The following is a 25541-nucleotide window of genomic DNA, read 5'->3' as shown; positions in this document are numbered from 1 at the left end:
ATCGCCGACCAGCGGACGAGGGCCGGCGCGGCTCTGCTCCAGTGCATGAGGGCGAGATCCTTGGCCTGCACCACCCCCTGCGATGGACGAGCGAGAGATGGCGCTCACTTCACCGACGTAGCCAAGAACTCGCACCACGCCTCGGCCGACACCGTCACATGAGGCCCCTGCGGCCGCTTGGAGTCCCGTATCAGCACGCCGGCCGATACGAAGGCGGCCTCGACGCACTCGCCGCCGGCGCCGTTGCTGTACGACGACGAGAACCACACCCGAGGGCCACCGCCCCTGGACTCTTCGATGCTCACCTTGCGTATTCCTTCAGAACGGACTTGATCAGCTGGACCGAGCGTTGAGGGCTCAGGGCCGCGGCACGTAGACCGTCGAACGCCCTGGTGTACTCACGAACATGATGCTCGCCTTCCAGGTACACAGCATCGGTGATGCCGTCCCGATACACGAGGTCCGGGTCTTCCTGGGCAGGGAAGCCGAGCATCGTGAACGAGCCCGTGACCGGGTAGGTGCCTGAATCGAAGGAAAGCACCTGCAGGGTCACACTCGCCAACTCGGCAGAACTCACGATGCGTTCGAGCTGCTCCCGCATCAGCGCCCGATCCCCGATGACGTTGCGCAGGGCGGCTTCGTTCACGATGAACCAGGAGTCGGGAGCATCGGGACGCGTCAACATCTCCTGGCGCTCCATGCGCACACGTACAGCCCTGTCGATGTCCTCGGCGGACATGTGCGCGCCGGTCTTGTGGAGTTCGCCGGCGTACGCCTCGGTCTGCATGAGGCCGGGCAGCAACTCGCACTGGTATTGGCGGAGCGTGGAAGCGTCCTGCTCCAAGCCGATGTAGATGTTGAACCACTCGGGAACGCCCGCGCCGTGAACCTGCCACCAACCGCGCGTCTTGGCCTGGCGAGCCAGCGATTTGAGGAACTCTCGCAACTCGTCACTCGTGCCGTAGAACCGGCACAGTGCGTCGATGTCGGACGGTTGAACTCTGCCGCTACCCGTCTCCATCCGGTTGACCTTGGAGCCGCTCCAGTCCAGCGCCTCGCCGACCTGCGCGCAGGTGAGCGCGCTCTTCTCGCGGAGCTTCTTCAGCTCGATCGAGAGACGACGACGGCGTGCCGTCGGTGAACCGGCCATCTCAACCCTTTCAACCATTCGTCGAATAGCGGGCGTTCAGTCTCACGCCAAGAGGCGTGCTTGCCAATCACTCGGAAGTGGGATTCCCGCCGTGCACATTGCATGGCGGGATGGTCGGGCGTCATCCTGGCGTGCAAGCACCACTCACCGTGAGTGTGCGTAACGCTCCGCTGATCACGTGAGGTCAGGGGAGGCACCATGCGACGAGAGAGGTCCTCGTGATCCAGGAAGCGTGTATGTCACGAAAGCCGTGGGACCTGGCCTTCTCGGCCGACGCCGAAGAAGTGGCCGCCTTGCGGCGCCTCATGCGACTCCATCTGGGCCTCTGGGGACTGCACGAAGTCACCGACGAAGCCCAACTCTGCGTCAGCGAACTCGTGTCCAACGTCATCACGCACGTCGGCCCGGGCACGCCGGCCACACTCGCGGTGTCCATGAACGGCACGTATCTGCGCATCGAGGTCCACGACCCCGACACACGCGCCCTCCCCACCCTCGTGGCTGCGAACACCGAGTCGGAGGGCGGACGCGGCATGGCTCTCGTCGATGCTCTGGCTGACCGATGGGGTGTTCAGCTCCGTGAGGACCGGAAGGTGACCTGGTGTGAGTTGGCAACAGGGCTTGCCTCATCAACCAGCCATGTCGAAGGTCCCGGTGTGAAGCGGGCCGAGGCGTTGCTCGGCCTCTACACGGCGACGAAGCTGCCGCGCGATGCGAACTTGGGCAGGCTGAGCACGGCCGTGGCCGAGGAAGCGGTGATCGACGCCATCACAGACTTCCTGCACTGGCTTCGAGCACATGGCTGCGACGTTGACGAGGTCCTCGACCGTGCTCAGACGCACTTCGAGGCCGAGCTGTCCGGCAGTGACTTGTGAAACCGGGTCCTCGAAACTTGAGTGAGGCGATCGGTATCCGGACTGACCACGGATGGCGACTCGCCACCAAGAACCGCTACACCACACCGTGGTACGCCAGCCGTGCCTGCCGATGAACGAGTCGGAACGCCGTGTGCGAGAACCCAGCCGGCACGGCTGAAGGGGCGGGCTGGAAGGGAGCGTCAGCTACCCCACCAGTCCCCACGGCTACCGAGGCATCGGTCGGTGCAAGCCTGCCAATCCGTGTCGGGGTCACACGCCCGGCGGGTTGCTAGTGGTCCACGATGTTCGCGAAGAATCCCAGGTGGGGATCCTGCGGGGTACCTACGAGCAGCGCCCGGTCGAGCAGGATGTTGTTGTGCTCGCAGCTCGTCTCAGGGAGCATCACGCAGGCGTGGCAGGCGGACAGGTTCGTCCCGCCTGTGCCGGACACCTCGGTCTCCATACAGAGCGGGTCGGAGGAACACCACTCGGCGCGGTGGACGGCTGAACGCACCGTGCGGTCCAGGAGCTCCGGTTCGCCTTGAGCGACGAGACCACCGAGGCTGCCCGCCGAGTCGCTTGTCGCTGTGTATATGAGCAGCCCGGACATGTCATCGGCGGCGTACAGGCGCTCGCGCAGGGAAGCGGCCGGGTAGCCGGCTTCCAGACTCCACTCGTTGATGAGGACGTGGGCCAGGGTATGCAACAGCACCATGCGAGGAGTGGCCGGGGAAGGGACGGCACGGCTCGGGTCGTCGGCCCGCAGCTCCAGCACCCGCTGGTGGGCGGTACGCATCCGCTCGACCCGGGCTGCCACGGCCTCGGCCTTCTCCCAGGTGCCGAGTCGGTCGTCGTCCAGGCGGAGGAAGGCTCCCTCACCATGCACCTCCATGGCCGGGAGCCAGCGCAGGGAACGTTCGGAGAGCGGCATCTCCTTGGAATCGGTCGTCGACTCGGCGTCGATGAGTCGGGTGAACGCCTTCAGGGCGCGCACCTCGCGGAGCTTCTTGACCAGCATCGGGCCGGTGACACCGAGCGGGTCGAGCACACTCTGGTCGCCCAGTGGGGTCTCGCAGACGAACTGCTCGTCGCGGGAGTGCTCGCTGGCGTCGTTGCCCGAACTGAGACGCTCGTACTCCTTGTTGCGCAGGGCGCGGTAGCGGTGATCAAAGGTGGGGGCCGCCTCACTGTCGGGGTCCTCTTCGCGCTCCGCGGCGAGCAGTGTCATCACCTCATCAAGCGGCACGGGACACTCGCCACCCTTGAAAGCTCCCTTGAGGTAGATCTCGACGTGCTCCCGACTGTCGTACTGGCGGAGCGCGTCCCAGTGCTCGGCGAGAGGATCCGCCCGGCTGCTGCTCCACGGCGGGATGGAGAGCGCCGACTTCAGCACCGGCTGCCACACCGACGAAGAACCGCGCTGGAGCGTGCGCAGGGGGAGTCCGCATTCCCCGGTCGGGGCGGACGTGCCGAGCCACGGGCGAGGGCCTTGGCACTTGAGGCCCAGATCCCCCAGTGCCTTTCTGCGGAAGGAGCCCTCCATCGAGACCTCGGGCGCTTGTCCGCAGGTACAGGAAACGAGGATCGAGCGGAGCGAGGACGTACGCCCGGACGAGCGCAGATTGAGCCTTCCCTCGCACTTTTTGATCGTTGCGGAACCACGGTCGGGCGAGCGATGCACCCACTGCCAGTAGGGGAATTCGCCGAGGTGTCCGGCCTCGCATGCGGTGACGAAGCGGGAGGGGACGAGGTCGACCTCGCAGGTGCCGCAGATGCTTCGACCGGCGGGCGGGTTGAAGTCGCCGTGTCGCTGCAGTTCGGTGCACTCGGGGCACGAGTGCATCAAGGGGAAGCGTCGGACCCGGAGACCGTCCTTGCTGGTGTCGTCGGATGCGGGCGGCAGACGGAAGTAGTCGACGCCGAGCACTCGGGCCAGGCGGCGTTCGTGGATCTTCGGGGACTCGTCGCCGTCCCAGCTCTGCTCGGCCTCGTCCAGTCCGGAGACGATGAAGGACTCCTGGTCCACGGCGATGAGCGATCCGACTCCGTACGTGGTGATCGCCTGGGCGCGGCGGACCGCACCCCGCCGTGGAAGGTTGTGGGCGGGCTTACCGCCGGCGGCGGTACGGCGACGGCGTGCGGGGGGCGGGGTCATCGGGTTCCCTCCATGAACAGGGCGGTCTCAGCGTCGACATCGCGCAGACTCCACAGCGTGGAGTACGCCTCGCGCTCGGACTCGTCGTCGTACGGCTTCAGGAGCGAGGGTGCACGATTGCCCCGCTTCGGTTCGAAGAGCAAGCCACTGTGATTGCTGGCTTCCTTGCGCCACCACTCGACGAACTCGTCGAAGTCCCGGGACACGTCCTCGGTCTCCTCCGGGGTGACCGCGCTCACGCGGTCCATGAGTACGGACCTGATACGGCCCTCAAGGATGTCTGCGTAGGACTCGACCTTGCCGGCGCCCTCGTTGGGCCGGGCGGCCGGGATCAGGATGCGGGCGAGGGCGACGATTACCGCGTGCAGGCCCCGTTCGCTGGCGCGGGCGGAGAAGGGGGTGACGGAGGTTGACTCGACCTCGCGGTAGAGAGCCGAGTGGAAGTGCTGGAAGCTCTCGTAATGGGAACGGTCGCGGGGACGCGACGAGTTGAGCATGATCGCGACCAGGCCGGGGTGTGCGCGGCCGACCCGGCTGGTGGCCTGGATGTACTCGGCGGTCGTCTGCGGCTGACCCATCACGGCCATGAGACCGAGGCGATCCACGTCCACGCCCACCGCGATCATGTTGGTCGCGAGCAGGACGTCCACGGCGTCCTCGTCGGGGTGCTTCTTCTCGATGCCCTTGAGTCGTGTGGGGATCTCGCTGGCATCGATCCGGCTCGTCAGCTCCGAATAGTTGGCGACCGAGCGTACTTCCACGCCCTCACGCTCTGCGAGCAGTTCCAGGTAGGCCACCACGTCGTCATGGACCTGGAGTTCGGCTGCGGAGAGCAGCCTGAGACTGTTGAAGTAGCCGACGAGACTCCAGTACGCGTCGCGCACCTTGTCCTCGGTGTCTGCGTGCTTGGCCCGGTGCAGCAACGTGGCGTACGTGCGGATGAGCAGCGTGGACTGGCTGGTGCCGGGGGCCAGGAGGCCGACATAGCGGCGGCTCGCCTTCTCCTCCCGCGGAGTCTCCACGGCGAACCACGAGTCGCGGGAGTCCAGACCGGCGGGCGGGAACTGCCGTACGCCACGGGCGAAGAGGCGAAGCCCCTGATCGGCGGCGCGACGGATGGTCGCCGTGGAGGCGATCACCTTGGGACGGTCGGCGAGCGCGTCCACGGCGGTCTCGTAGAGGCCGGTGAGGGTCCCCAGCGGACCCGAGATCAGATGAAGCTCGTCCTGGACGATCAGCTCCGGGGCAGGGGTGCCGTCGTCCGGGTCGTCGAGGTTGAAGAGAGCGGAGGTCGCCGGACGCCAAGGCATCGAGGCGAACTTGTCGACGGTGGCGATCACCAGCGTCGGTCGGGCGTCGTACACAGCCTCGTCGATCAGGTGGACGGGCAGGCCGTCGGCGAAGTCGCAGCCCGCGCCGGGACAGCGGACGTGCATCCGCTTGGCGTCCTCATCCACCTCGTAGTTCCGGGCGTCGAGGCGGGTTCCGCACCAGGGGCAGGCATGCAACTGGACGGGGTTCTCGGTGGCGAGGCGTTTGCCAGGGGTCGCGCGCAGCTCTTCGAGCTTGGAATCGGCCTCGGCCAGCGTGTTGGGGGTGGCGGAGCGTCCGACCCACATGCCGACGGAGAATTCCTCGTGACCGAGTTCAGGAGTGTGGCGCCGCAGTTCCTCCATGGCACAGAGCAGGGTCGCTGCCCGCTCGAACTGCTGAAGGGTGAGCAGCCGCAGCGTGTAGCGCATGAGGACGGTGACACCGCCACCGTCAGCGCCCTTGCGGATACGGCGAAGGAAGGACGTCAGGGCGATCAGCCCGAGGTAGGCCTCCGTCTTTCCACCACCGGTGGGGAACCACAGCAGGTCGGAGATCTTCCGGTCGGGGTGCTCGTGGTCGTCGATGCCGGCCGTGCAGAGCAGTACGAAGGCGATCTGGAACGGGCGCCATTCGCCAGCCGCGGGGTCGGGAGCGCCTGTGCGTCCGTCCTTCACCCACTTGCTGCGGGCGCGCTGGTCGGCCATGGAACGGTTGGCCAGCCGGAACGCCAGCATCAGGTCGGGCTTGTCCCGCAGCAGCTCGATGCCCTTACGGATCCGGCCGAGTGCCTCGCCGCAGGCCTTCACCTGCTCCCGCGCGGGCTTCTCGTGGGGGCCCCGCGTCAGAGCGTCCGCCTCGGCCGACTTCCGGTCGATCCAGCGTTCGTAACCCGTGGCGAGCCCTTCCAGAGCGGCCAGAACCTCGGCGTCGGAGTTATTGGCCAGCCCCAGCATGGACAGCGTCGAGCTGTCGATCTCCGGGTTGGAGTCGGTGAGCAGCACCTCCACGCTGGGCACGAACTCACTCCGCACCTCGGGCACGGCGGCCTTGACGGTGTCGGTCACGCCTATCGGCGACGGGTTCCAGTCCCACGCGGCGGAGCAGCCGTGTCCGACGGCGAAAGTCGGGGCGTGACGGTGCAGCAGCCGACTCGTGGCGATCTCCAGGTCGTGAGCGGAGGACGGGGCAGGGCGTTCGACGAACGCGCTGGAGCCGTCGGCGGCCCGGACGGTCAGCCCGCACTGGAACAGGGAGAAGGCGTCCTGGAGGTCCCACTCGCCGACCTTCTGAATGTTGATCAAAGTGACTGTGACCGTGATCGTGCGGGTGTCCCGGTCGCGGCGTCGGACGACGACGTGCAGTGCGACCTTCCCGGGAACGAGCACGAGCGGTTCGGTCGGGGTGGGCGCGGTCACGTCGATGTGCTGGTCCGGGAGTTGGAGTTCCTTGCGCCGCCACTGCTCCCGCTGCTCGGTGGTGGTGCGGGCCTCGGCACGGCGGGCCGCGATCGGGTTGCCGTCGACGTCGGTGGGTTCGTAGATGGCTGCGCGGGACGAGACGACGATCGACTCGCTTTCACCCGGGTCGACGGCGAAGGTCAGGCCCATGGAGGAGGGACGCCTGTCCCCGGCCGCCCCGACGTCCAGCGCGGTGCCGGACTCCTCGGCGTCGTTGCGCGAAGGCACGGGTGTGGTGTCCGGGCCATCCTGTTCGGCGGCGTTCTCGACCTTTCGCTCCTTGGAGGCGCGCGGGTACAGCACGCCGGTCAGGTATCGGTCGATCGGTGCGTCCTGGGTGAGGACCTCGTCCCGATCGTGGGGCGCGGCGTCCTCGGCGGGGCCGAGTAGTTCACGGCGGAGCCCGACCAGGAGTTCTTCGTCGCGAACCCGGTAGTGCTCGGAGTGTCGGCCTGCCACGTACGTCATGCGCACTGCTCCTCGTCTTCGTCGGCTCTCCGGTACCGGCCGATGCCGGTGATCCGCGGGGCGATCCACACGCCTCGCTCACCCAGTCCGGCGTTGGCGCCGGCGGCGGTGCTGCCCATCACGGTCTCCAGGGTGTCGATCCGCAGGCCGCGGATCTCGTCGGGCCACCAGGGGTCCCACGTACGGTTCACCTTCTGCACCTGGAACAGCTCCTCGCGGAACCGCCGCGACGCCTCGCCGATCTCCCGCCCGTCGTGCAGCAGGGCGTACGGCGGGCTCTGTGTCTCGCCCATCGGCAGGTCGTGGCGCCTGCGCAGCACCACCTCCTGGCCGGAGCGGACCTGTTCCAAGAGGTACCTCTGGGTGGCCACGGCGTCCGTCTCGTGGCCGGGCGGATTGTCGCGGCACACGTCGCCGGCCTCGGCGACGATCCCGTACCTGTCGTACGACCGCCACGACCCGACATAACGGCGGCCGTCGCGCCGATGCCCCGCCCTTCTGATGTGCGGTAGCTCGGGAGGGTTCACGTGGTACAGGTCGTGGCGGGCGCGTGTCATCGCGACATAGAGGGCGCGGGCCTCGGCGGGGAGGTCCAGTTCGTCCTTGTATCGCTTGTGGAGGTCCGCGACGGTCGGCGGGGACAGGACGATCACCCGGTCGAACTCCAGGCCCTTGGCCCGGTGCACGGTCGAGACGACGATCCGGGCGGTCTCCGGATCGGCCGCATCGTCGGGGAACCTGCCGTCGGCGACCGCGCGGCGCAGCTGGTCCACATCGAGCACACCGCGTGCGGGCCCGCGCGCTACCCGACGCAGCACTGTGTGAAGAGCAGCGGCGTTCGGTTCGTAAGGCAGAGGGATCCTCGCGAGGAGGGAGCGGAACCGGTCCTCGGTCAGGCCGGTCGCCTCCGTGCTACGGAGTAACTCGGCCACCCAGTACGGCACCGGACGCTCTTCGAGCGGGCGCCGCAGCCGGTGCTCGACGCCCTGTGCGTGCAGTAGGCCGGAGACCACGAGGGCCTCCTGGTTGTCGCGGGTGAGGATGGCACACGTGTCGGTCAGGTCCCGCAAGCCGTCCAGGATGAACTCGTCGCCGAGATCGCCCATGCCGTTCGCCGGGTCCAGGAGGAGGTGGCGCAGTTCGTCGTAGAGTGTCCCGGCCTCGTCCGGGTCGGTGAGCTGCTGGAGACGGGGGCCGTGCGCCAGTGCTACCCGGGCCTCGGCGGTGGTGGCCCGGAAGTTCCCGGTGAGGCGCAGCTCCACCAGGTCGTCGGGGTAGGAACCGCGCAGCCAGTCGAAGAACCGGCCGGTTTCGTCGGCACGTTCGCCGGGATCCGCGATCTGGAAGCCGTAGACGGACTGGGCGGCGTCCCCGACGACGGTGAAGCCGCAGCTGTCCTGGTACCGGTCGAGCAGCGTCTCCACCAGCTCGCGGCGCCCGCCCAGCAGGTCCTGAACCTCGTCGATCACAACATGAGCGGGCGGGACGGCGTCGCCGATCTCCAGCGCGCCCTTCTCGACCGCGCGGGTCGCGGCGGCTATCCGCTCGTCGAAGGCGACCGCTCCCCACTCGCCGTCGGGATGCGCTTGGAGGAGCACCTCGTAGGCCCACGCGTCGAAGGTCCGGGCGCGTACCCGGCGGGCTCGTTCTCCGTGCCGGGAGATCCGTTCGCGCAGTTCGCGGGCGGCCACCCGCGAGAAGGTGAGCACCAGGATCTCAGCGGCCTCCAGCGCCTCCTCCGGGTCCTCGTGCCCGCACAGCGCATCGAGCCGGCGCACCAGCGTGTGGGTCTTGCCGGCCCCCGCGCCGGCGGTCACCAGGACGCGGGCGTCCCAGGGCTGCTCCACCACGGCCCGCTGCTCCTCGGTGAGCGGAGGACTGTCGAGGTAGACGTCGGTCACGAACGGCTCCAGAGGTGCTCGAACTGGGTGAAGGCGAGCTGGGTGTCGAAGTTCTCGATGTTGTCGCTGACGTTGAGGATCAGGCAGCTGTCCTTGCCGCCGTTCCGGGGTCCGCGCAGGCCGCGACCGATCATCTGCTGGTACACGTTGGTGCTGTAGACCGGCCTGGCCACGACGACGGCACGCGTGGCCGGCGCGTCGAAGCCCTGGGTGAGAACACCGTAGTTGGTGAGCACACGAATGCGGCTGTTTCGGAAATTCTCGATACGGCTGCGACGGTCCTGGGCGCTGGTGGTCGAGTCGACGGCGGCGGATCGGATACCGCGGTCGTTGAGCATCGCCGCCAGGTACTTGGCGTGGTCCACGGAAGTGGCGAAGAGCAGTGTCGGCCAGTCCTCCGGGAGAGCGGCCACCTCGTCGACGATGCGACGGCTTCGCTCGTGGTCGTCAGCGAGCCGCTGCTCGGCGGAGCGAGAGAGCATCGCCATGCGGTCGGCGTGGGTCTTCTCGTCCCGGGTCAGCTCGATACTGCCGCCCTCCAGGGTGCGGTGCTCGACTTGGGCGAGCATCTCCCAGTCCTGCAAATCCCGGTAGGGGTCCCCGGACGGGAAGACACCCTCGTCGAGACGCCGGTTGCCGAAGCGGCTGACCAGACGGCGGGTCTCCTCCTCGTTGGTGTTACGGAACGGCGTAGCCGTCAGGCCGAGCAGATGGCGTCCGGTTTCGTACTGGGTGAGGCCCAACTGGCCCAGGATCTCGGTGTACCGCTTGGAGATGGCGGTGTGCGCCTCGTCCACGACCACCAGCGCGGCCTGTCGTAGCCAGGCGTACTGGTCGGTGCCTAGGCAACGCTCCAGCTTGGCATCGGTGGCGACCACCAGGTGAGGGTGGTCGACAACATTCCCGACCTCGTTACTGCTCCACAGCCGGCTGATGGTGAGCGGGCGCTCCGCTCCGACTTTGCTCCAGACGAACTTCCAGCTCTGGACGGCCTGTTCGCACAATTCCTCGGTCTGCGCGATCCACAGCAGTGGCCCCTTGAGGTCGCCGAGCCGCGTGACCCAGCGGATCACAGCCTCGGCGGTGACACGGGTCTTGCCGGCACCGGTGGGCAGAGACAGCATGCCGCGCTGAGGGGCCAGCCGGTCGAGCATGGTGGAGATGTTCCGAACCAGATCCTCCTGGTAGTCGTGGAGGCTCGGGAAGTCCCGAGGACCCTCGACGGTCTCGAAGGGAGGCGGGGAAGGAGTCCTCGAACCGGCGAACGCGACAGGCAGCTTCAGCTCCGAGACGAAGGCAATGGCGGCCGACGAGCCCGTGTAACCGACCGGCGCGTTGGGGAAACGTGCCTGGATATCCCGGGCGTGCTGCTGGAGTACCCCGTCGCCGTGCGAGTTGAACGCCATTTGCGCGATCCGCCGCCCAGAAGGCTCCACGCCGTCGGTTGCGTGCAGCTCGGCCTCCATCAATCCTTCAGGGAGCCCGGCGCGTAGCGCCTCCGCTCCGATCAGCAGCTCGATCTTGGTGACCACGTCCTCGGCCTCGCGCACGGCCTTCCGTGCTGCCTGCATCGCGCTGTCCCGCGCCATGCGGTCCTGGTGTTGCAGGACGGCCCGGCATCCGGCCGCTCCGAGACCGAGCCCGAGTTCGTGGTCAATCAGGATCAGCATCGGCTCGGGGGCCAGCGGGACGCGGACCTTGACAATGCCGTTCTGACTGACCGCCTTGAGTTGGGTGGCGTGTGTGCCTTTGGGCGTGCGGGTGATCTCCTCCAGCTCGGTGCAGCGCTGCACCAGGCTGTTGCGGTTTCCGCTGTTCAGACGCTGGCGCAGGGCTGGGTACAGCTCGACGAGCGGCACCGGGTCCCCCTCGGCCACCTCGCGGGTCTCCCGGCTGATCACGTCGGCATAGCGGAGCATGCCCCACTTCTCGACCATCAGCTCGGCGTCCTCGACGGTCGGCACGAGCAGCGCGGGCAGCTGCTCGGCACGGAGCGCCCGGTACTCGGCGGCATTGACAGCGAGGGTGATCTCGTCGTCGGGGCGGGTGTCCCAGGTGTCGCCGATCCGGCAACGGGTAAGGGAGTCCTCGGGGAAGTCAGCACCGAAGCGGGTCAACATCACGTAGGTGGCGCCGACGAAGGAGTCGTCCTCGTTACGGGACACCTCGTCGATGAGCGCGTCCCAGCGGTCGGCGGGAACCTCGTCGACGGTGGTCGGCAGCCGCAGCTTGCGGGCCTTCTCGGGGGAGAGGTCGGCGACCGGCAGCACGTCGCGGTAGGCGGCGAGCTGGGGGCCGACCGCTTCGCCCAGCGATTTGACGCCCTGGGAGGTGGAGACGGTTCCGTACTTCCTGAGCATCCAGCGGATCGGCGACATAACGGCCTGCCGGGTGCTCGACTGCGCGCCGATCTGGCGGGTCCAGTTGTCCACCACGGCGTCGTCCGGCAGCGCCTTCAAGAAGGCCGCTCGGGACTCCTCGGAGAGCGACCGGAAGAGGTGCAGCGGACCGCCGATCGCGGAACCCTCCACCTTCATGCGGTTGAGGGCCGGGCGCGGAGCCAGCTGATCCAGGCTCCGCAGATAGGCGGCGTGGACCGCTTCCCGATACTCCTCGAACCAGCTCTCGCCCTCCGGACGCACCGAGGTCGACGGTCGTTCCCGCAGGCCGATCTCGCGGAAGAAGGCGAGGTCGTCGGAGTGGAACTTCGTGTCGACGGCGATGCTCGGGTCGCGCTCCGCGTCGACCACCGCACCCGGCAGCATGCAGTCATGCACTGGGCGGAACTTCCCGTCCGCCGTCCGCACGCGCAGGGTTTCCCGGGCGTTCGGCACGTGCCGGAGCACGGTGTGGGTCAGGCGGCGCCCGCCGGCTTGGCGGAACAGATCCCAGAAACGCCCCCATTCGGCACTTCCATAGCCGTCGAAGCCCTGGTCGAGGACGCTGATGAACCTGCCTTCGACGTCCGCCTCGCGGATGCCGAGGAGGTTGAGCGCGGAGGCGAGCTTCTGGTCCCGCGCGATCTCGCCGACCACGTACACCAGGGACTCCCGCAGCCCGTCCTCGTCGGCGCGGCGGAACACCTGACCCGGAACAGGGGGGACGAGTCCGTGCTCCTCGGTGAGCACGATCTTCGCCTTGCGGGCCTCCTCGGCATAAGACGACCGGGCCTCGACCATGTCGGCGAGGATGCGGATCGCGGTCGCGGACGCCTCGGCGGTGCCGCACTCGACGAGAGCCTCCAGCCACGCGCGCACGTCGGACCGCTTGTGCCCGGCTGCACCGAGGACGTGCTCGACCTTTCCCGAACGCAGCCCGTCGGCCTCGGCGTTGGGGTGCAGCCAGTCGGAAGGGCGGCCGGGCGTCTCGTGCCACATCCGCAGCCAGGCGGCGTGCCGGTCCTTGTCGAGACGCGGCGGGATGCGCAGCTCGGTCGGGACGCGCAGTACTCCCTCCTGGTCGGGTAGCGATGGACGGACCGCCGCCCGCTCCCAGATCTCCCGAGTCAGGAACTCGTCGGCCCAGCTGATCGACTCCTTCACACGGCCGGGCAGCAGCGGGAGGTACGCGGCGGGGTCCTCAGCGGGGGCCAGACCGGGGAGGGACTCGACCACCAACGCCGCCGAGACCCTGATCATCTCCTCGTTGAACGCGGAGGAGTCGAGCAGGTTCTGTCGGTCCTCGTTCGTCTTCCAGGCCCCGTTGAGGATGCCGCTCAGGGACATCTCGTACTTGGTCGGGAAGAAGGACCAGAAACGGCCCCGTCCCCGCGACTGCGGGCTGACGTGCAGCCCACTCTTCTCGTCCTTTTCCAGAGCGGGCACCGCCCACGCGAGATCCAGAGTGAGACGGTCGTGCAGTTCGCCGGCATCGGCTCGGGCAGCGGGACCAGGATCGTGCGTCTTGGAGAAGACCCTCCAGCGGGCACTGACGGTCGACCTGTCCGTCCGCTCCTCGGTCACGGTGTGAAGGTCCCCGGACTGCTCGGCGGTCAGCACGCGACGAACGGCCGGACGGGGCCTGCGGTCCTCGAGGACGACCTTCGCCACGTGCGGGGAGAGCAGTTGGAACCCCAGTGGGAACTCCTCGCGGGCCGATCCGGCGGTCGTCCGCCCGCCGTGCATGTCCAGCGCCAGCCTGCCGGCGGCGCCGTCGAGCAGCGGCAGGCGGACGACGGTCGTGGCCCAGCGCAGCAACTCGTCGAGAACAGAGTCCTGGGCACGCTCGGCATCGGCGTCGAGGGGACGGGCCATGCGCAGTACTGGAGCCTCGAACAGATCGCCCAGGCGCTCCCGCACACCTGGTACCGAACGGATCTTCGCGAATGCCCATTCACGGTCGAACCCGAAGGAGCCAGAACTGCTGAAGAACTGCGGGGTGTCGGTGACGACCAGGACGGATTTCACGCCCACGCCGAAACGGCCGATCTGGCCACCTCGCTTGCGCGACATGCTCATTCGGAGAATGGTTTCGGCTCCCTCGGCCGTCACCGGCTCGCCCTCGTTGGCGCAGTAGAGATGCCTGTCGGTGAGGACGACCTGGACGGAACCCCCGGGCTCGGCGGCGATCTCGTCGGCTGCGTTCTGTACGAGTTCGAAGAGTTGACGGTCGCCGTATCCGCCTTGGGTGATGCGGCGCTCTCCGTTGGCGTGTTCCGGGACGAGACCGGGATCGACCTCGTAGGTCTGCAGGACGCGAGAGGACTGCTCGATGACGGTGGAAATGACCGGCGGCAGGGAAGTGGACATTGCTTCTTCACGGCTCCTGCGATGGATAGCTGACGTGATACTGACGACGAAGTTCGGCGCGGAGCGGTTCCTGGCTTGTTTGACCTGGGGAGATATGGTTCGGCGACCCCGTGATCCCGCTGATCCGGCGCCGAGGGGACACCGGGCTACCCAGGGTCAGTCGTCGTCGAGACCGGTGGGTCCGGAACGGTGTTCGAAGAGATCGCTGAATTCCTCGATCGTCATGTCGAACGAGTCAAGAATCTGCTTTTTTTCCACGTCGGACCTGGCCAAAGAAAGCTGCAGATGCACAGAGTGAATTTCGCGCTGTGAATGAGGGGAGCAGGCATACGGAGATTCCGTCTCCTCCTCCCCGGGAGGGTCTTCCATGAGTTTCCGCTTCCTCCGATTCTTGTCGAGGATCCCCGTATCGCGGGCTCGTTCGGGGTCGTGCAAAGGCAAGTGGGCACAACTCACCCGTTGTCACACGGGAGTTCCCGAGTGAGGCGGACACCTCCGCTGTTGACGATCCTAGAGTGCTTCACCCGTTCGTGTCACTCCCAATTCCCGGACTACTTACTGGAGTTGACGCATCCACTTTGCGGTGATGTTTGCGTCCGGGATTCTCGGGTCGGTCCTTGCGTAGCCTTCTCGCTCACCCGACACTCCTGGGCGGAGTGCCTGAATCGGGCAAATAGGGCGAACTGGATGGATGGTTGTCACTGCTGCCGAACGAGGTGACGTCAAGCATCAGTTGACGTTCCTCCTGGCGTCAAATTAGCCTGTCCGTGACCGGAGGTACAACGGCATAACAGCGGGGAGTGGGAGGCCACATGGAGGCCGGTGAGGAGTTCGGGCCATGGTTGGCGCGTCAGCTCAAGCTCGCGAACAAGACGCAGGCGGAGCTGGCGGAGGAGCTGGGGCTGACCCGGGCCGCGGTCTCGGCGTGGATCACCAAGCGTTCGGTCCCGCGTCCCACAGTCATGGGGGAGATCGCCAAGGCGCTCGGCACGGACCTCGGCACGGTGCACACCCGCACCACCGACACGCTGGCAGGTCTTCCTGTCACTTGGTACCACCGGCCCGGCTATCAGGACGGCGGGCGCGACGGCGGTAACGCGGCGGCCTTTGCCTTCGACGCCGACGTCCAGGTGCTCGCGCGGGAGACCTGCCAGAACAGCCTCGACGAGCGCCTTGTGAAGAACGGCCGTCCGGTCCGGGTGCGATACACCATCCACGAAATCACCGGTGAGGCGTTGGAGGCGTTCCGTGCCGCCATCCTCTGGGACGATCTCCAGCCCCACTACCAGGCGGTTTCCGAGTCCGCATCAGATCAAAAGGTCGGACGTGTCGTGGACGCCGGCGTGCGGGACATGTTCGAGAAGGGCCGCCTGATCCTTCTGCGGATCGACGATTACAATGCCTCCGGACTCACCGGTGACGACTACGACGACGGCAAGTTCGCGGCCGTCGTCCGCCGACAGTTGGAGAGTCTCAAGTCGGGCCGAGGCGCGGGCGGTTCGTACGGGCTCGGCAAGGCGACGCTCTGGGCGGCCAGCGCGCTCGGCATGGTGTTGATCAATTCCACGCTTTCCGACCCTCATGAGGGACGCACCGAGCGCCGTGTCATCGGACGACTGGAGCTGCCGTGGCGTTCCGTCGACGGCAGCCCGTATGCGGGCCCCGCCTGGCTCGGTCGCCCCGACCCGGAGACACCCGGCGCGGAGGTGGTCCGTTCCTGGTGGGCGGACGAGGAGACGGCCGAACGCCTTCACCTCACCCGCGACAGCGAGGAGCCCGGCACGTCCTTCCTCATCGTCGGAGCCCATGACGTGGCGAGCCTTGAACAGGCCGAGTCGGACTTGGCCGACGACGAGGAGAAGGGGAGCGACGACGGGACCCGCGACATCCGCGCCATGCACCGACGCTTGGTCGAGGCGCTGGGCCGGGACTTCTGGGCGGCCATGACCGGCGGCGGCAGCAGGCTCCCGCTGCTGGAGACCTCGGTCCGCACGCTGCGCAACGGCGAGGTCGTCATCGAGGAGGAGAAGGTCGACCCCTCCGAAAAGCAACCGTCGCGCACCCGGGCGCTGCGCGCCTTCTTCGAGGGGACGACCGTGGACCGGCTCACTGAGGCCGGGCAGGTGGCGCTCCGCACGGTGCCGTTGCGGCTGCCCCTGTCCGGAGGAGCCCGTGGCACGCTGGGCATCCACCCGGGAGTGCTCCTGGTCACAGCGGCGGAGGACGACGACGGCGTGCCCAACCAGGTCCACTCGTTGCGCGGAAGCCGGATGACCATAAAGAAGTCCGGCGTCTCCGGGCTGCCGCTGGGCGTCAATCCGTTTCAGGCGGTTCTTCTGGTCGGCCGCGCAGCGGGAGAGTCCGCGCCCTTCGCGGAGGAGGCCGAGGAGTTCCTACGTGCCGCCGAACCGCCCGAACACGACCGCTGGGGGCAGACCGAGGAGCTGACCCTCCGCTGGTCGCACACCGCGCACCACCGCATTTCCAGGTTGACCACGGAGGTCAACGCCGCGGTGAAGGGTCTGGTCGTCCGGCCGAGGAGTGCCGGCTCGCAGGAGAGTGCCAAGCTGCGCAAGAAGCTCACCGTCCCACGCAAGGGCGCCGCACCGAAGCGTGGCTCCGGGTCGGCCCTGCCGGAACTGGACGGGCTGGACGCCGAGATCGGCGCCGGAGGGGAGTGGCGGATCACCGCCGAGGTGAAGCTGCCACGCGTCGACGAACTGCCGGCGATGACCCCGGTGGTCCTCTTGGACGTTCGGTCGGGCAGCCGACCCAGGCTCGACTGGGCTGAACTCGTCGCCGTGGAGGGCTGTGAGGTCGCGGACGGAGTGCTCCGCTTCACGCCACGAGCGCGCCGAGCCGTCTTCCGAGGTTCCACCGACGCCGCGAGCCATACGGTCCGTACCGAACTCACGCGACTCGTACTCGAACTCCGTGCCGGCGCGGGGGAGTGAGGCATGAAGTTCTATCCGTACAAGCGACTCAACCGCCCGATCACCTTGAGGGTGACCTCGGCGTCCCTGAGGCTGCCGGAAGGCACTCGTGATCATCTGGACACCTCGGCGTACTCCACCCCCCAGCGGACCGTGGCCCTGGGTGTGGCGCAGCACGAGGAATGGATCTCGGCCAGGATCGGCCTGTCCGCGACACTGCCGCCAGGCGCCACCGATCCTGACGCCCCCTGGAGCGATCTGAGGGTCCTGGCGGTCCTGACCGACGGTGACACGAACGTGCGCACCACCGTTGACCTTCGGCAGGACGCGCCGGGGAGCAAGGAGTGGTCCGGTGAGATCGAGGTGCTCCGTGACGACCATGTGGGTCGCGCCGACCTCGCGGTCCACGCCGTGGCAACGATCGACGGCGTACAGGGCCGGTCGATCACCGAGACCGACGGCGACTGGACCGTCGACCTGGCGGCCGAGGAGCCGCTCGGCGGTCTGCGCCTCGACGTGAAGCAGGCGAGCTTCTCCAAGAGCGCGCGGGAATGGCTGCGGCCTTACGCCGATGCGCCGTGGGTCGTTGACGCCTCAGGCCGACTGCCTCTGGTGATGATCAACACTGACGTCGAGGGATTCTCCGATCTCCTCGGTGGCGAGAGCGGGGGGATCGAGAACAAGGTCCACGAGCTGTTGCTCTCTCAGATGGCCACCGACGTTTGGACCGCGGTGTTCCACAGCTCCGTGGGCGACCTGGAGGTCGAACCCGACGGCTCGCCCGTCTTCCCCACCGACTGGCGGGGGGAAGTCCTGCGGGAGATGCTTCCCGACGTCGTGCCGGGCCTTGGCGCCGAGGAAGCGCTCCGCCAGGTGCACCGCCGGCGGATCAGCGATTCGGGATGGGTGGAGCTCCAGACTCGCGTCCACTACGCCGCCGTACGCCGCGCCGGTGCGAGCAAGGCACTCGCCAACGTCCTGCGCGCCTTGCAGCAGATGAACCGAGAGGACAGCGCGTGATCGAGAAGCCGCACCACCTTCCCCAGCGGCTGGGCCTGCTCTCTGCGACGGCTGCCGATCCCTTCCTTACCGAGGACCTCCTCAGAGGAGTCCAGGGGCACGGAGGCGTGGATCTGGCCAAGGTCGTCGAACCCCTGCCGGAGGACGATGCCCGGTGGGCCGTCGAACCTCTGAGGGATCTCGTCGACGACGCTTTGCACCAATTCAGGGACAACCGGACGGATGCGGACGGGTGGCTGGCGCCCCGGTTGCACGCGGCTCTCCGTCTCACCCGGAGGGAGGCCGCGGACAAGGGGATTTGGAACCATCTCGCGCTCGGCGTCGCGCCGGACTACGTGGCGTGGCGACACGCTCCTGGGCCCGCGCAGGGTCGGAACGAGCCCCGCATCAACTCGGCCCGCTTCAAGGGAGCGCCCGACCGTCAGTGTTTCTCCCGCCTGTGGTGGGCGGCGGAGATGTTCCGCAACGGCCGGGACTACGCACCGGTGGTGGCAGCCTGCTCCAACCAAGACCTCATCCACAACGCGCTACGCATGGACTTGGTCGACCACCGCCCGACGGCCCAGGCCCTGGTGCGGATCATGGAACGAGGGGTGGCAGGCACCGGTCGCGAGATCAACGGCCTCATTGCGGCCATCAACACCGCCGGTGCCACCCTGGTTTACGACGCGCTCGCCTCGGACGAGCCACGTGACCCCGAGGCGCTCCGCAGCTGGATCGCGGAGGCCGAGTCCGCGCCCCCGGTACAGCGACACCATCTGCCGACCGGACCCGACGAGGAACCGGTCCCGGAGGAGTCAGTGGCCGCTCTCACCGCGTACTTCACGGAACTCTTCGAGACGGCCCCCATCAGGGGACGGGCACCTCAGGGCTGAAAGGGAAGGGGCGCCTGCCGGTGAACGGGTGCCCTTCCTATTGCCTGTACTCGGGTGCCTCCACAGACTCGCCGGACTGTCAGGCCTCCAGATCCGCGATGGCCTGTTCCAGGGCCGGCCGCGGCGGTACGCGTTGCCGCCGACACGTGGGAAGGAGGAGAGCGAGGAGGGTGCGGACTGGCCTGTGGGCACATCCCTACCGGCAGGCGGTACAGGCCGTGTTCGTAGGGGTGTTGGGGGCGGTGACCGCAGAATCTGTTTCTGTCGTCCCGTCAAGTGCTCTATCTCACCGCGCACTTCGTCTCTACTCGCTGGTGTCGAGGAGAAAGGGTTCTGCGGGCTGGATCAAGGACTGTAGGGTGTAGCCCAACTCGACTACGCCCGGCCCCACTCGTCTCGGCTGGGTACCGAGGCGTCGGCCCTGCCAGCAGGCGGGTTGGCACCAACCCGGGTAAGGAGTTGAGCCGCGATGAGCAGTAGTCGCAAGGGGCGCAAGAGGCAGAGGCGGGATCCCGACTGGTGGATTCCGGTTCTCCTCGCGGTCCTGTCGACGATTACGGCAGTCGCAGGATGCGTTAGTCAGGTAGCTGCCCGCTAATGGGCCAGCGCTCGGCCGTAGTGCTCGTCAAGTGAGTACGACCGGTTGTTGGACGGCCGAACCCACCTGACGTAGAACGCTCCGAACGTGGCCCGGTGCGGATGCCAGTCCGTGCCGGGCCTTCGTTCTTGAAGCGTGAGCACTTTTCCTTGCGGTAATCCATGGCACCACAAGTCAACTGAGCTTGGATCTTAAGTAATCGAGAACCTGCATTGCAAGCCTTAAGAGTCATCGGAATGGATTGATCCGATTGTAAAGTTGCAGGTCAGGAGCAGGGCGGCAAATTGCATATCAAATTAAATTTGACGTCGAGTAAGCTGTCAAATTCTGCTGAGGTGTGCCTTTTGCGGTAATTCGTTCAGATTTCAGCGTCCCCGCCTCGGCGAGGCGGGCGCCAGTTCTTGAGCGCTTCGATGGCTCGCTGCTCTCGTTCTTCGTCCAGCCCCAGTGCAGTGCACAGAACGTGGAGGGCGAGGAGCGGCGGGATCGCGTTGCCGATCTGCTGTGCGACGTCGGTGCCTCGCCAGGGGTACGCGGCAGGGAAGGTCTGCAGCAGGCCGGCCTCGCGGAGCGTGAAACGCTCCTGCTCCGGGCCGAGTTCGGGTTCGCCGTTCGCGTCGAAGCCCTTGAGGTCGTACACCTTGTTGCGTCTCACCTTGCCGGTGACGGTGGCGGCCGGCTGGTCGGACGTGCGGAGTCCTCGTTTCTTGGGGTCGCCACCCGATCCGTAGTTCGAGCGTACGACGAAGTCCGTGGATCGCGTGTCCTTGAGGACGTCGCTCATCGAGACCCATGGTTCCCGCCTCCGGGGCCGGCGTGGAGGGTCGAAGAGCGAGTTTTGTTGCAGGGCGTTGTTCGGCGTCTCTGGTTCCTGGGCGGTGAGTCGCTTCGCTCCCTTGCGATAGCGCTGATGCGTCAGCCGAGGGAAGTCGAGGCCTTGTCCTGTGCTCCCCCGGTAGCGGGCGATCAGTACCGCCCGGCGACGCGTCTGTGGCACCCCATACTCCTCCGTATGCAGGATGTCGCAGTCGGCGTCGTAGTCCAGCGCGCGAAGGATGTCACGGTACTTTTCCCAGACGGGTAGCACGGTGGGCACCTGCTCCAGTACGACCACCTCGTAGGGCTCGGCCTTGAGCTTCTTCTCGACGATCCACCGCAGGGGTTGCAAAACCAGTCCCGTGCGCTCGTCGGCCCACGACAGTTCCTCGGCTCGGCGATTCACCTCTGACCAGGCGTCTTCCAGAGCCTTGACGCTCTGACTCGCTCCCACATGCTCGGCAAGGTCTTTCACCTCTTCCAAAGCCTTGTGCCCCTCTCGGTTGCCCGCCACTGAGTAGGTCTGGCAGGGCGGGCCGCCGGTGAGGACGCGAGCCGAAACGACCTCGGGGTCAAGCGGGTTCACCTTCGCCACGTCACGGACTTCGGTGGTGCGCAGACCTGCGGCCTTGCGGGTGGCCCGGGTTGATTTCTCCCATTCCACGCCGATAGTGGGAACTTTGAGCACTTCAGCCGCGATGTCCAACCCGCCCGGTCCCGCGAAGAGGTCCACGATAAAGGGGGGATTGTTCTGGTTTGCGTCCGGTTGAGGTGCTGGGGTCATGAGGTGGAAGTGTAGCCGGCCGGAGTGGCCTGATAATTCCTCGTTCAGGAACGCAGCGCCTCGGCGATCGCCCTACCGAGTGCCTCGCCCACCGGTGGCGGTGAGGCGTGGCCGATCTGCCGGTATCGGGCGGTCTTCCTACCGGTGATCTCCCAGTCCGGAGGGAAGCCCTGGAGCATGGCCGTCTGGTCCACCGTGAGCCGCACCAGGCCCTCTCTGCCCAGGTCGGGCGCCCAGACGAAGTCCGGCCCCGGGATCTCGTCGCCCAGCGAGTGGGCGTTCACCCCGAGTTTCTCCCACTTCCGTTTGCTGCCGGCCGGACCCAGATCCGCACCCCCGCGGTTCTTGGAACCACCGACCAGTGTGGGAGCCACGGTGGTCGCCTGGGCCGCCCACCGCTCGGCGTCCTTCCAGCCACGCGACCGCATGGAGGATTCCAGGGCCTCACCGACCGACACATGGTCCGTCACGGTGGGGACCGGCGGGTGGAACGCCGGGAACCACCGCTTCTTGATCGCAACGAGCAGCCCCTGCTGCCGGTCCTGCGGCACCCCGAAGTCGGCGGCGTTCAGGACGAACCAGCTGAACTGGTAACCGAGATGGTCCAGTTCTGCGCGGGCGAACTCCCGGAAGTCTCGGAACTTGTCGCTGTGGGCCAGAGTGGGCACGTTCTCGACGAGTAGCGCCCGAGGACCAATCGCGTGGGCGAGGTATACGGCGGCCTTCAGCAGCCGCTCCTCGTTCCCGGACTCGGACCGAACGGCCGTTGCGTTGGACTTGACCCGGGGCAGCCCCGCGGACAACAGATCCACGTCGTAGCTGTGGGGATGTTCGCTCGGGTCGAAGTCCATAAGATCCGCCTGAAGCACGTTCCACTGCGGCCGGTTGGTTCGGAGTGTCAGGCAGGCGTCATCGTCCTCGTCGAGCAGCAGCCTCGGCTCGAAGCCGGCACGCTCCAGTCCCAGGGCGAGCCCACCGGCCCCCGAGCACACGTCGACAAAGGTCAGTCCGCTCAACGATTCCTCTCCCGCCCGTGTTGGGCCTTCCGCCGCTCCACCGCCGCCGTGACGCGCAACGCCACATCCTCCGGCGCCTCATGCTCCCAGAAGCGCAGCACCTCCCACCCGGCGGCCGTGAGGTGTTCGGTCGTCTCCGTGTCACGGGCCATGTTGCGGTCCAACTTCTGCCGCCACCAGTGGGCGTTCGCCTTCGGATGTGTGGCGTGTTCGGGGCAGCCGTGCCAGAAGCAGCCGTCGATCAGGACGGCCACCTTGACCGAGGTGAAGGCCACGTCGATGCGGCGGCGGGCCATCCCGGGCACCGGGTACTCGACGCGATAGCGCAGGCCAGCCGCGTGAAGCAGGCGTCGGACGGCCAGCTCGCAGGCCGTGTCCTTGCTGACCTGTCGGCTCATGCGGGCGGAAACGGCGGGGGAGGAGGGGATGGCGTCGGACACGGGACAATTCTGCCGGCGCAGGGCGGGTGATGTAGAGGCCCAGAGGCAGGTCGCAGCCGGGCAAGGGTAGGCCAGGTGCCGTTGGGCCGCACGCTTCCCAGCCAGTGTCGTCCCTCCGCGGCCCGCATCAAGGGCGCTGCGCGTCGCCTTCGGCGATGGCCCTGCGGGCCACCCTTGACCCGGGCCGCTCCAAGCACGAGGGAGAAGCGAGCGGGCGGCCTGGGGAAAGCGGGGGCCGGGTGGGGCGGCGTGGGCGTGGGCTTGTTTGTTGGGCGGAGTTGGGGGCGCGGCGGCATCTTGGGGGCACGCCGGGATGGCTTAGCGGCTGGCCGGCGGTGGGTGGCCAGGCCTCAACCCCTGAAACGACGTTGCTGATCAGTCGTCTGTGACACTGGCCCGCGTCGACTGTGCAGGGGGCGGACATGAACCGACTGATCGGCGGCCTTGTGGGGGCACTGGTTCTGGCTGCAGCCTCGACCATGGCAGGGTGCTCCGCCCAGTATTCACCTTGCCCAGGGGAGGGCCGACGGCCACCCGGACTGGCCAGTCAGGATCTGGTCGGCACCTACCGAGATGCAGAAGGCCGCTCGGTGATCCTCAAAGGTGATGGGACATTCACGACCACGGGGTTGCCGGTGGGCCTTGAGGAGGCCAGGGGCCCCTCAGAGCAGAGAAAGGGCAGCGGGACGTGGGAACTGGGCAGCGCTGACGGTGCCGACTACCCCGTCTCGCTGAGGTTCCAGAGGATCAGTGACTACTGGGACAGCGCCGAAGAGGGTGACTCCTACGGCGCGGGGCTGTACGTCGATGGAAGCCGGCAGGCTCCTCGCCTCTTTGAGTACTGGGGCGACCCAGACCTCTGCGACCTCAACTGGTTCAAGCGAAACAACTGAGACGACTACGTATCGGCCCCACTCCGCATAGAGAGCAGCCAGTGCCTGGGAGTGGGGCCGTGGGCCTGCCTACGCCCCGTGGCACCCCTCGTAAGCCCGCCCCGACCCGCACCAGCACACCGTCCCCCTCTGCGGAGGCCACGCCACGGCCCGGCCCCGCGCCGCCAGTGTCGTCGCGTACTGGGGGAGGAGGGACGAGTCGTTCGGTGACGTGCCCTCCGAGGCCGCGAAGGCCTCGTAGGACGGGACCGTGCCCGTCACGATGCCCAGGTTCGGTGTGCCCGAGGCGGAGAGTTCGCGTAGGGAGCCCTCTATCGTCGTGAGGTGCTCCGGGTGTGAGGGGTACTCCTCGGACAGTGTCGGGTACGCCTCCAGCAGTTCCTGGAGTTCGCTCGTCGGCCAGTGGAGGACCGCTACCGGGAACGGACGGGAGAGGGCCTCCCTGTAGGCGCCCAGTTCGGCCTGGAGGCGGGAGATCTCCGCTTCCAGTTCCGCCGGGTTGTCCGAGCCCAGGGACCAGACGCGCTTGGGGTCGTGGAGTTCGTCCAGGGACACCGAGGACGAGTGGAGGGTGTCCGCGAGGGCGTCCCAGTCGTCGTGCGGGGCGCCCAGCATGCGGCGTACTCGGTGGCGGCCGAAGAGGAGGGCGTGGGTCGCGTACGGGGGGTCCGTCACGTCCGAGAGGAGGAGGGTCGCCCCTTCGGTGAAGGTGTCCTGTGACGCTTGCAGCTCGTCGTGGGCCTCCAGGGACTCCGCCGCGATCACCCAGGGGGCCGCGTCGCGGGGAGCGGCCGCACGGAGGCCCTCGATGATCGCCCTCGCTTCCGCCTCGTGGCCGTACTCCCAGAGGTTGGACGCCTTGAGAGCGCGTACGAGGTGGGGGTTCTCCAGGGGGGTGGAGGACGACAGCAGGCGGTCGTAGAGTGCCGTCGCCTCGGGGCGGGCGCCGGCCAGTTCCAGGTGGGCCGCGGCCTGCACGAGCAGGTGTTCGGCGTCCTCGGGGTGGATTCCGGCGGTCCGCTCCAGGCGGGCCGCTTCGGCGTGGTGGTCGACGTTCTCGGCGGAGGTGTCGGGGCGCATGGGGGACACCGTACTGCCGTTGGTTGACAAGCATCAGATATTCGCAGGCCAGTAGGTGTGCGTACGTGGCCTTCTTACGATCGCGAGTTCCCCGGGTCGGCTCGTGGAGTTGGTGGAGAGGGTGTGGTGGGCGGCGGGGAGGGCGGCAGGTCGCCCTCCGGGCGGTGCGCGTCCGTCAGGTCCGCTTCGTCCAGGTGTTCGGCGTCCAGGGCGGCCTCGGCGAGGTTCGCTCCGACCAGATACGTCCCGCTGAGGTCCGCGTCCGTCAGGTCTGCCCGACGTAAGTTCGCATTGCTGAGGTAGGCGTTGCGCAGGTCCGCCTGCGTCAGGGCGCTGGAGGACAGGTTGGCCGAGCCCAGCAGGGCGTCCGTCAGGGTCGCCTCGAAGAGCTTGGCGTCGGTCAGGACGGCTGCGGTCAGGTCGGCTCCGGCGAGAGTGGCGCCCTCCAGGTCAGCCTGTTTCAGCGAGGCGCGGCGCAGCTTCGCCCCCGACAAGTCCGCCTCCTTCAGATCGGCGTTCGTGAGCACCGCTCCCGTGAGGTTCGCCTCGGTCAGGTCGGCGCCCTGGAGGCTCGCGCCGGTCAGGTGCACGCCCCTGAGGTCGAGGGGCGCCGCGCCGTCGTGGGCCGGGTCGCGGTGGGCCAGTACGGAGAGTGCCGCCTGGACGTCGGGGGCTTTCTCGGGCGCCGACAGCTTCTTGGTGGCGTGGGCGCGGATGTACGCGGACAGCGTGTCGATCACCGCCGGCTGTCGGCGCGGGGAGTCCTCCATGATGCCCTGGAGCGAGAAGACAGCGCCGCGGCGGATGGTCGCGGAGTCGTTGGTGAGGCGTTCCAGGGCCCTGTCGTAGCGATCCGCAAGCTGTCCCTGCTCCGAGATGGCCAGTTCCTCGGACACCTGGGTCACGGACACCCAGGTGAAGAGCAGGGCGGCGACCGCGGCCAGGCCCGGCAGCATCGCCGCTGTCACGGCGAGGCGGTTGCCCCAGCCGGCTGTTTGCGGGGGTGGGGCGATCGGTTGCCGGGTGCCGTCGGCGC

At 67.6% G+C, this 25541-nt stretch carries 17 protein-coding genes; 5 read left to right on the top strand and 12 right to left on the bottom strand.

The window, feature by feature from the left end; genetic code table 11:
- Window positions 1–104: 104 nt before the first annotated feature.
- Together AB0959_RS41100 and AB0959_RS41095 are read right to left on the bottom strand one after the other, a co-directional pair.
- Window positions 105–305 (bottom strand): DUF397 domain-containing protein, encoded by a 201-nt coding sequence (locus tag AB0959_RS41100; RefSeq protein ID WP_366831929.1) that lies wholly within the window; start codon window positions 303–305, stop codon window positions 105–107.
- Window positions 302–1150: a helix-turn-helix transcriptional regulator gene (locus AB0959_RS41095; RefSeq protein WP_366831928.1), complete on the bottom strand. Its 849-nt coding sequence runs from the start codon at window positions 1148–1150 to the stop codon at window positions 302–304. The genes AB0959_RS41100 and AB0959_RS41095 overlap by 4 nt, the downstream gene beginning before the upstream one ends.
- Before the next feature lie 236 nt (window positions 1151–1386).
- On the opposite strand from AB0959_RS41095, the gene AB0959_RS41090 reads away from it, so the two are divergent.
- A complete protein-coding gene (locus AB0959_RS41090) occupies window positions 1387–2025 on the top strand; it encodes an ATP-binding protein (RefSeq protein WP_366831966.1) in 639 nt (212 codons plus the stop codon).
- A 271-nt stretch (window positions 2026–2296) separates the two neighbouring features.
- Here the strand turns inward: AB0959_RS41090 and AB0959_RS41085 are convergent, their stop codons facing one another.
- The 5 genes from AB0959_RS41085 to AB0959_RS41065 all read right to left on the bottom strand — a co-directional run bounded on the left by AB0959_RS41085 (window position 2297) and on the right by AB0959_RS41065 (window position 14419).
- Window positions 2297–4162 carry a DUF1998 domain-containing protein gene (locus tag AB0959_RS41085; RefSeq protein WP_366831927.1) on the bottom strand — a complete coding sequence of 622 codons (1866 nt, stop codon included), beginning with the start codon at window positions 4160–4162 and terminating at the stop codon, window positions 2297–2299.
- Complete coding sequence (locus AB0959_RS41080; protein ID WP_366831926.1) at window positions 4159–7401, bottom strand: helicase-related protein; 3243 nt, start codon at window positions 7399–7401, stop codon at window positions 4159–4161. Before AB0959_RS41080 ends, AB0959_RS41085 begins: the two co-directional genes overlap by 4 nt.
- Complete coding sequence (locus AB0959_RS41075) at window positions 7398–9302, bottom strand: UvrD-helicase domain-containing protein (RefSeq protein ID WP_366831925.1); 1905 nt, start codon at window positions 9300–9302, stop codon at window positions 7398–7400. The genes AB0959_RS41080 and AB0959_RS41075 overlap by 4 nt, the downstream gene beginning before the upstream one ends.
- Complete coding sequence (locus AB0959_RS41070; protein ID WP_366831924.1) at window positions 9299–14050, bottom strand: DEAD/DEAH box helicase; 4752 nt, start codon at window positions 14048–14050, stop codon at window positions 9299–9301. The genes AB0959_RS41075 and AB0959_RS41070 overlap by 4 nt, the downstream gene beginning before the upstream one ends.
- 156 nt (window positions 14051–14206) lie before the next feature.
- Window positions 14207–14419 (bottom strand): hypothetical protein, encoded by a 213-nt coding sequence (locus AB0959_RS41065; protein WP_366831923.1) that lies wholly within the window; start codon window positions 14417–14419, stop codon window positions 14207–14209.
- 443 nt (window positions 14420–14862) lie between these two features.
- On the opposite strand from AB0959_RS41065, the gene AB0959_RS41060 reads away from it, so the two are divergent.
- Genes AB0959_RS41060 through AB0959_RS41050 form a run of 3 tightly spaced genes read left to right on the top strand, consistent with a single transcriptional unit; the run spans window position 14863 to window position 18878 of the window.
- Window positions 14863–17004, top strand: coding sequence for a helix-turn-helix transcriptional regulator (locus AB0959_RS41060; RefSeq protein ID WP_366831922.1), 2142 nt, complete (start codon window positions 14863–14865; stop codon window positions 17002–17004).
- Between the two features lie 3 nt (window positions 17005–17007).
- The gene (locus tag AB0959_RS41055; RefSeq protein ID WP_366831921.1) at window positions 17008–18003 is read left to right on the top strand and encodes a hypothetical protein; all 996 of its coding nucleotides are present in this window, start codon (window positions 17008–17010) and stop codon (window positions 18001–18003) included.
- A complete protein-coding gene (locus AB0959_RS41050) occupies window positions 18000–18878 on the top strand; it encodes a DUF6339 family protein (RefSeq protein WP_366831920.1) in 879 nt (292 codons plus the stop codon). The genes AB0959_RS41055 and AB0959_RS41050 overlap by 4 nt, the downstream gene beginning before the upstream one ends.
- A gap of 956 nt (window positions 18879–19834) precedes the next feature.
- On the opposite strand, the gene AB0959_RS41045 is transcribed toward AB0959_RS41050, so the two are convergent.
- Genes AB0959_RS41045 through AB0959_RS41035 form a run of 3 tightly spaced genes read right to left on the bottom strand, consistent with a single transcriptional unit; the run spans window position 19835 to window position 22490 of the window.
- Window positions 19835–21076: a DNA cytosine methyltransferase gene (locus tag AB0959_RS41045; protein ID WP_366831919.1), complete on the bottom strand. Its 1242-nt coding sequence runs from the start codon at window positions 21074–21076 to the stop codon at window positions 19835–19837.
- Window positions 21077–21120: 44 nt separating this feature from the next.
- Window positions 21121–22092 carry a DNA cytosine methyltransferase gene (locus AB0959_RS41040; RefSeq protein ID WP_366831918.1) on the bottom strand — a complete coding sequence of 324 codons (972 nt, stop codon included), beginning with the start codon at window positions 22090–22092 and terminating at the stop codon, window positions 21121–21123.
- The gene (locus tag AB0959_RS41035; protein ID WP_366831965.1) at window positions 22089–22490 is read right to left on the bottom strand and encodes a very short patch repair endonuclease; all 402 of its coding nucleotides are present in this window, start codon (window positions 22488–22490) and stop codon (window positions 22089–22091) included. Before AB0959_RS41035 ends, AB0959_RS41040 begins: the two co-directional genes overlap by 4 nt.
- 632 nt (window positions 22491–23122) lie before the next feature.
- On the opposite strand from AB0959_RS41035, the gene AB0959_RS41030 reads away from it, so the two are divergent.
- Window positions 23123–23425, top strand: a complete 303-nt coding sequence (locus AB0959_RS41030) for a hypothetical protein (protein ID WP_366831917.1) — start codon at window positions 23123–23125, stop codon at window positions 23423–23425.
- Between the two features lie 69 nt (window positions 23426–23494).
- On the opposite strand, the gene AB0959_RS41025 is transcribed toward AB0959_RS41030, so the two are convergent.
- Both AB0959_RS41025 and AB0959_RS41020 read right to left on the bottom strand, forming a co-directional pair.
- Complete coding sequence (locus AB0959_RS41025) at window positions 23495–24505, bottom strand: hypothetical protein (RefSeq protein WP_366831916.1); 1011 nt, start codon at window positions 24503–24505, stop codon at window positions 23495–23497.
- A gap of 74 nt (window positions 24506–24579) precedes the next feature.
- Window positions 24580–25473 carry a pentapeptide repeat-containing protein gene (locus AB0959_RS41020; protein WP_366831915.1) on the bottom strand — a complete coding sequence of 298 codons (894 nt, stop codon included), beginning with the start codon at window positions 25471–25473 and terminating at the stop codon, window positions 24580–24582.
- Between the last annotated feature and the right edge of the window lie 68 nt (window positions 25474–25541).

The organism is Streptomyces sp. NPDC046862, from assembly GCF_040704615.1.
GTDB lineage: Bacteria > Actinomycetota > Actinomycetes > Streptomycetales > Streptomycetaceae > Streptomyces.
Note: the sequence above shows the minus strand (reverse complement) of the source record. Positions and strands in the feature narration are given on the sequence as shown.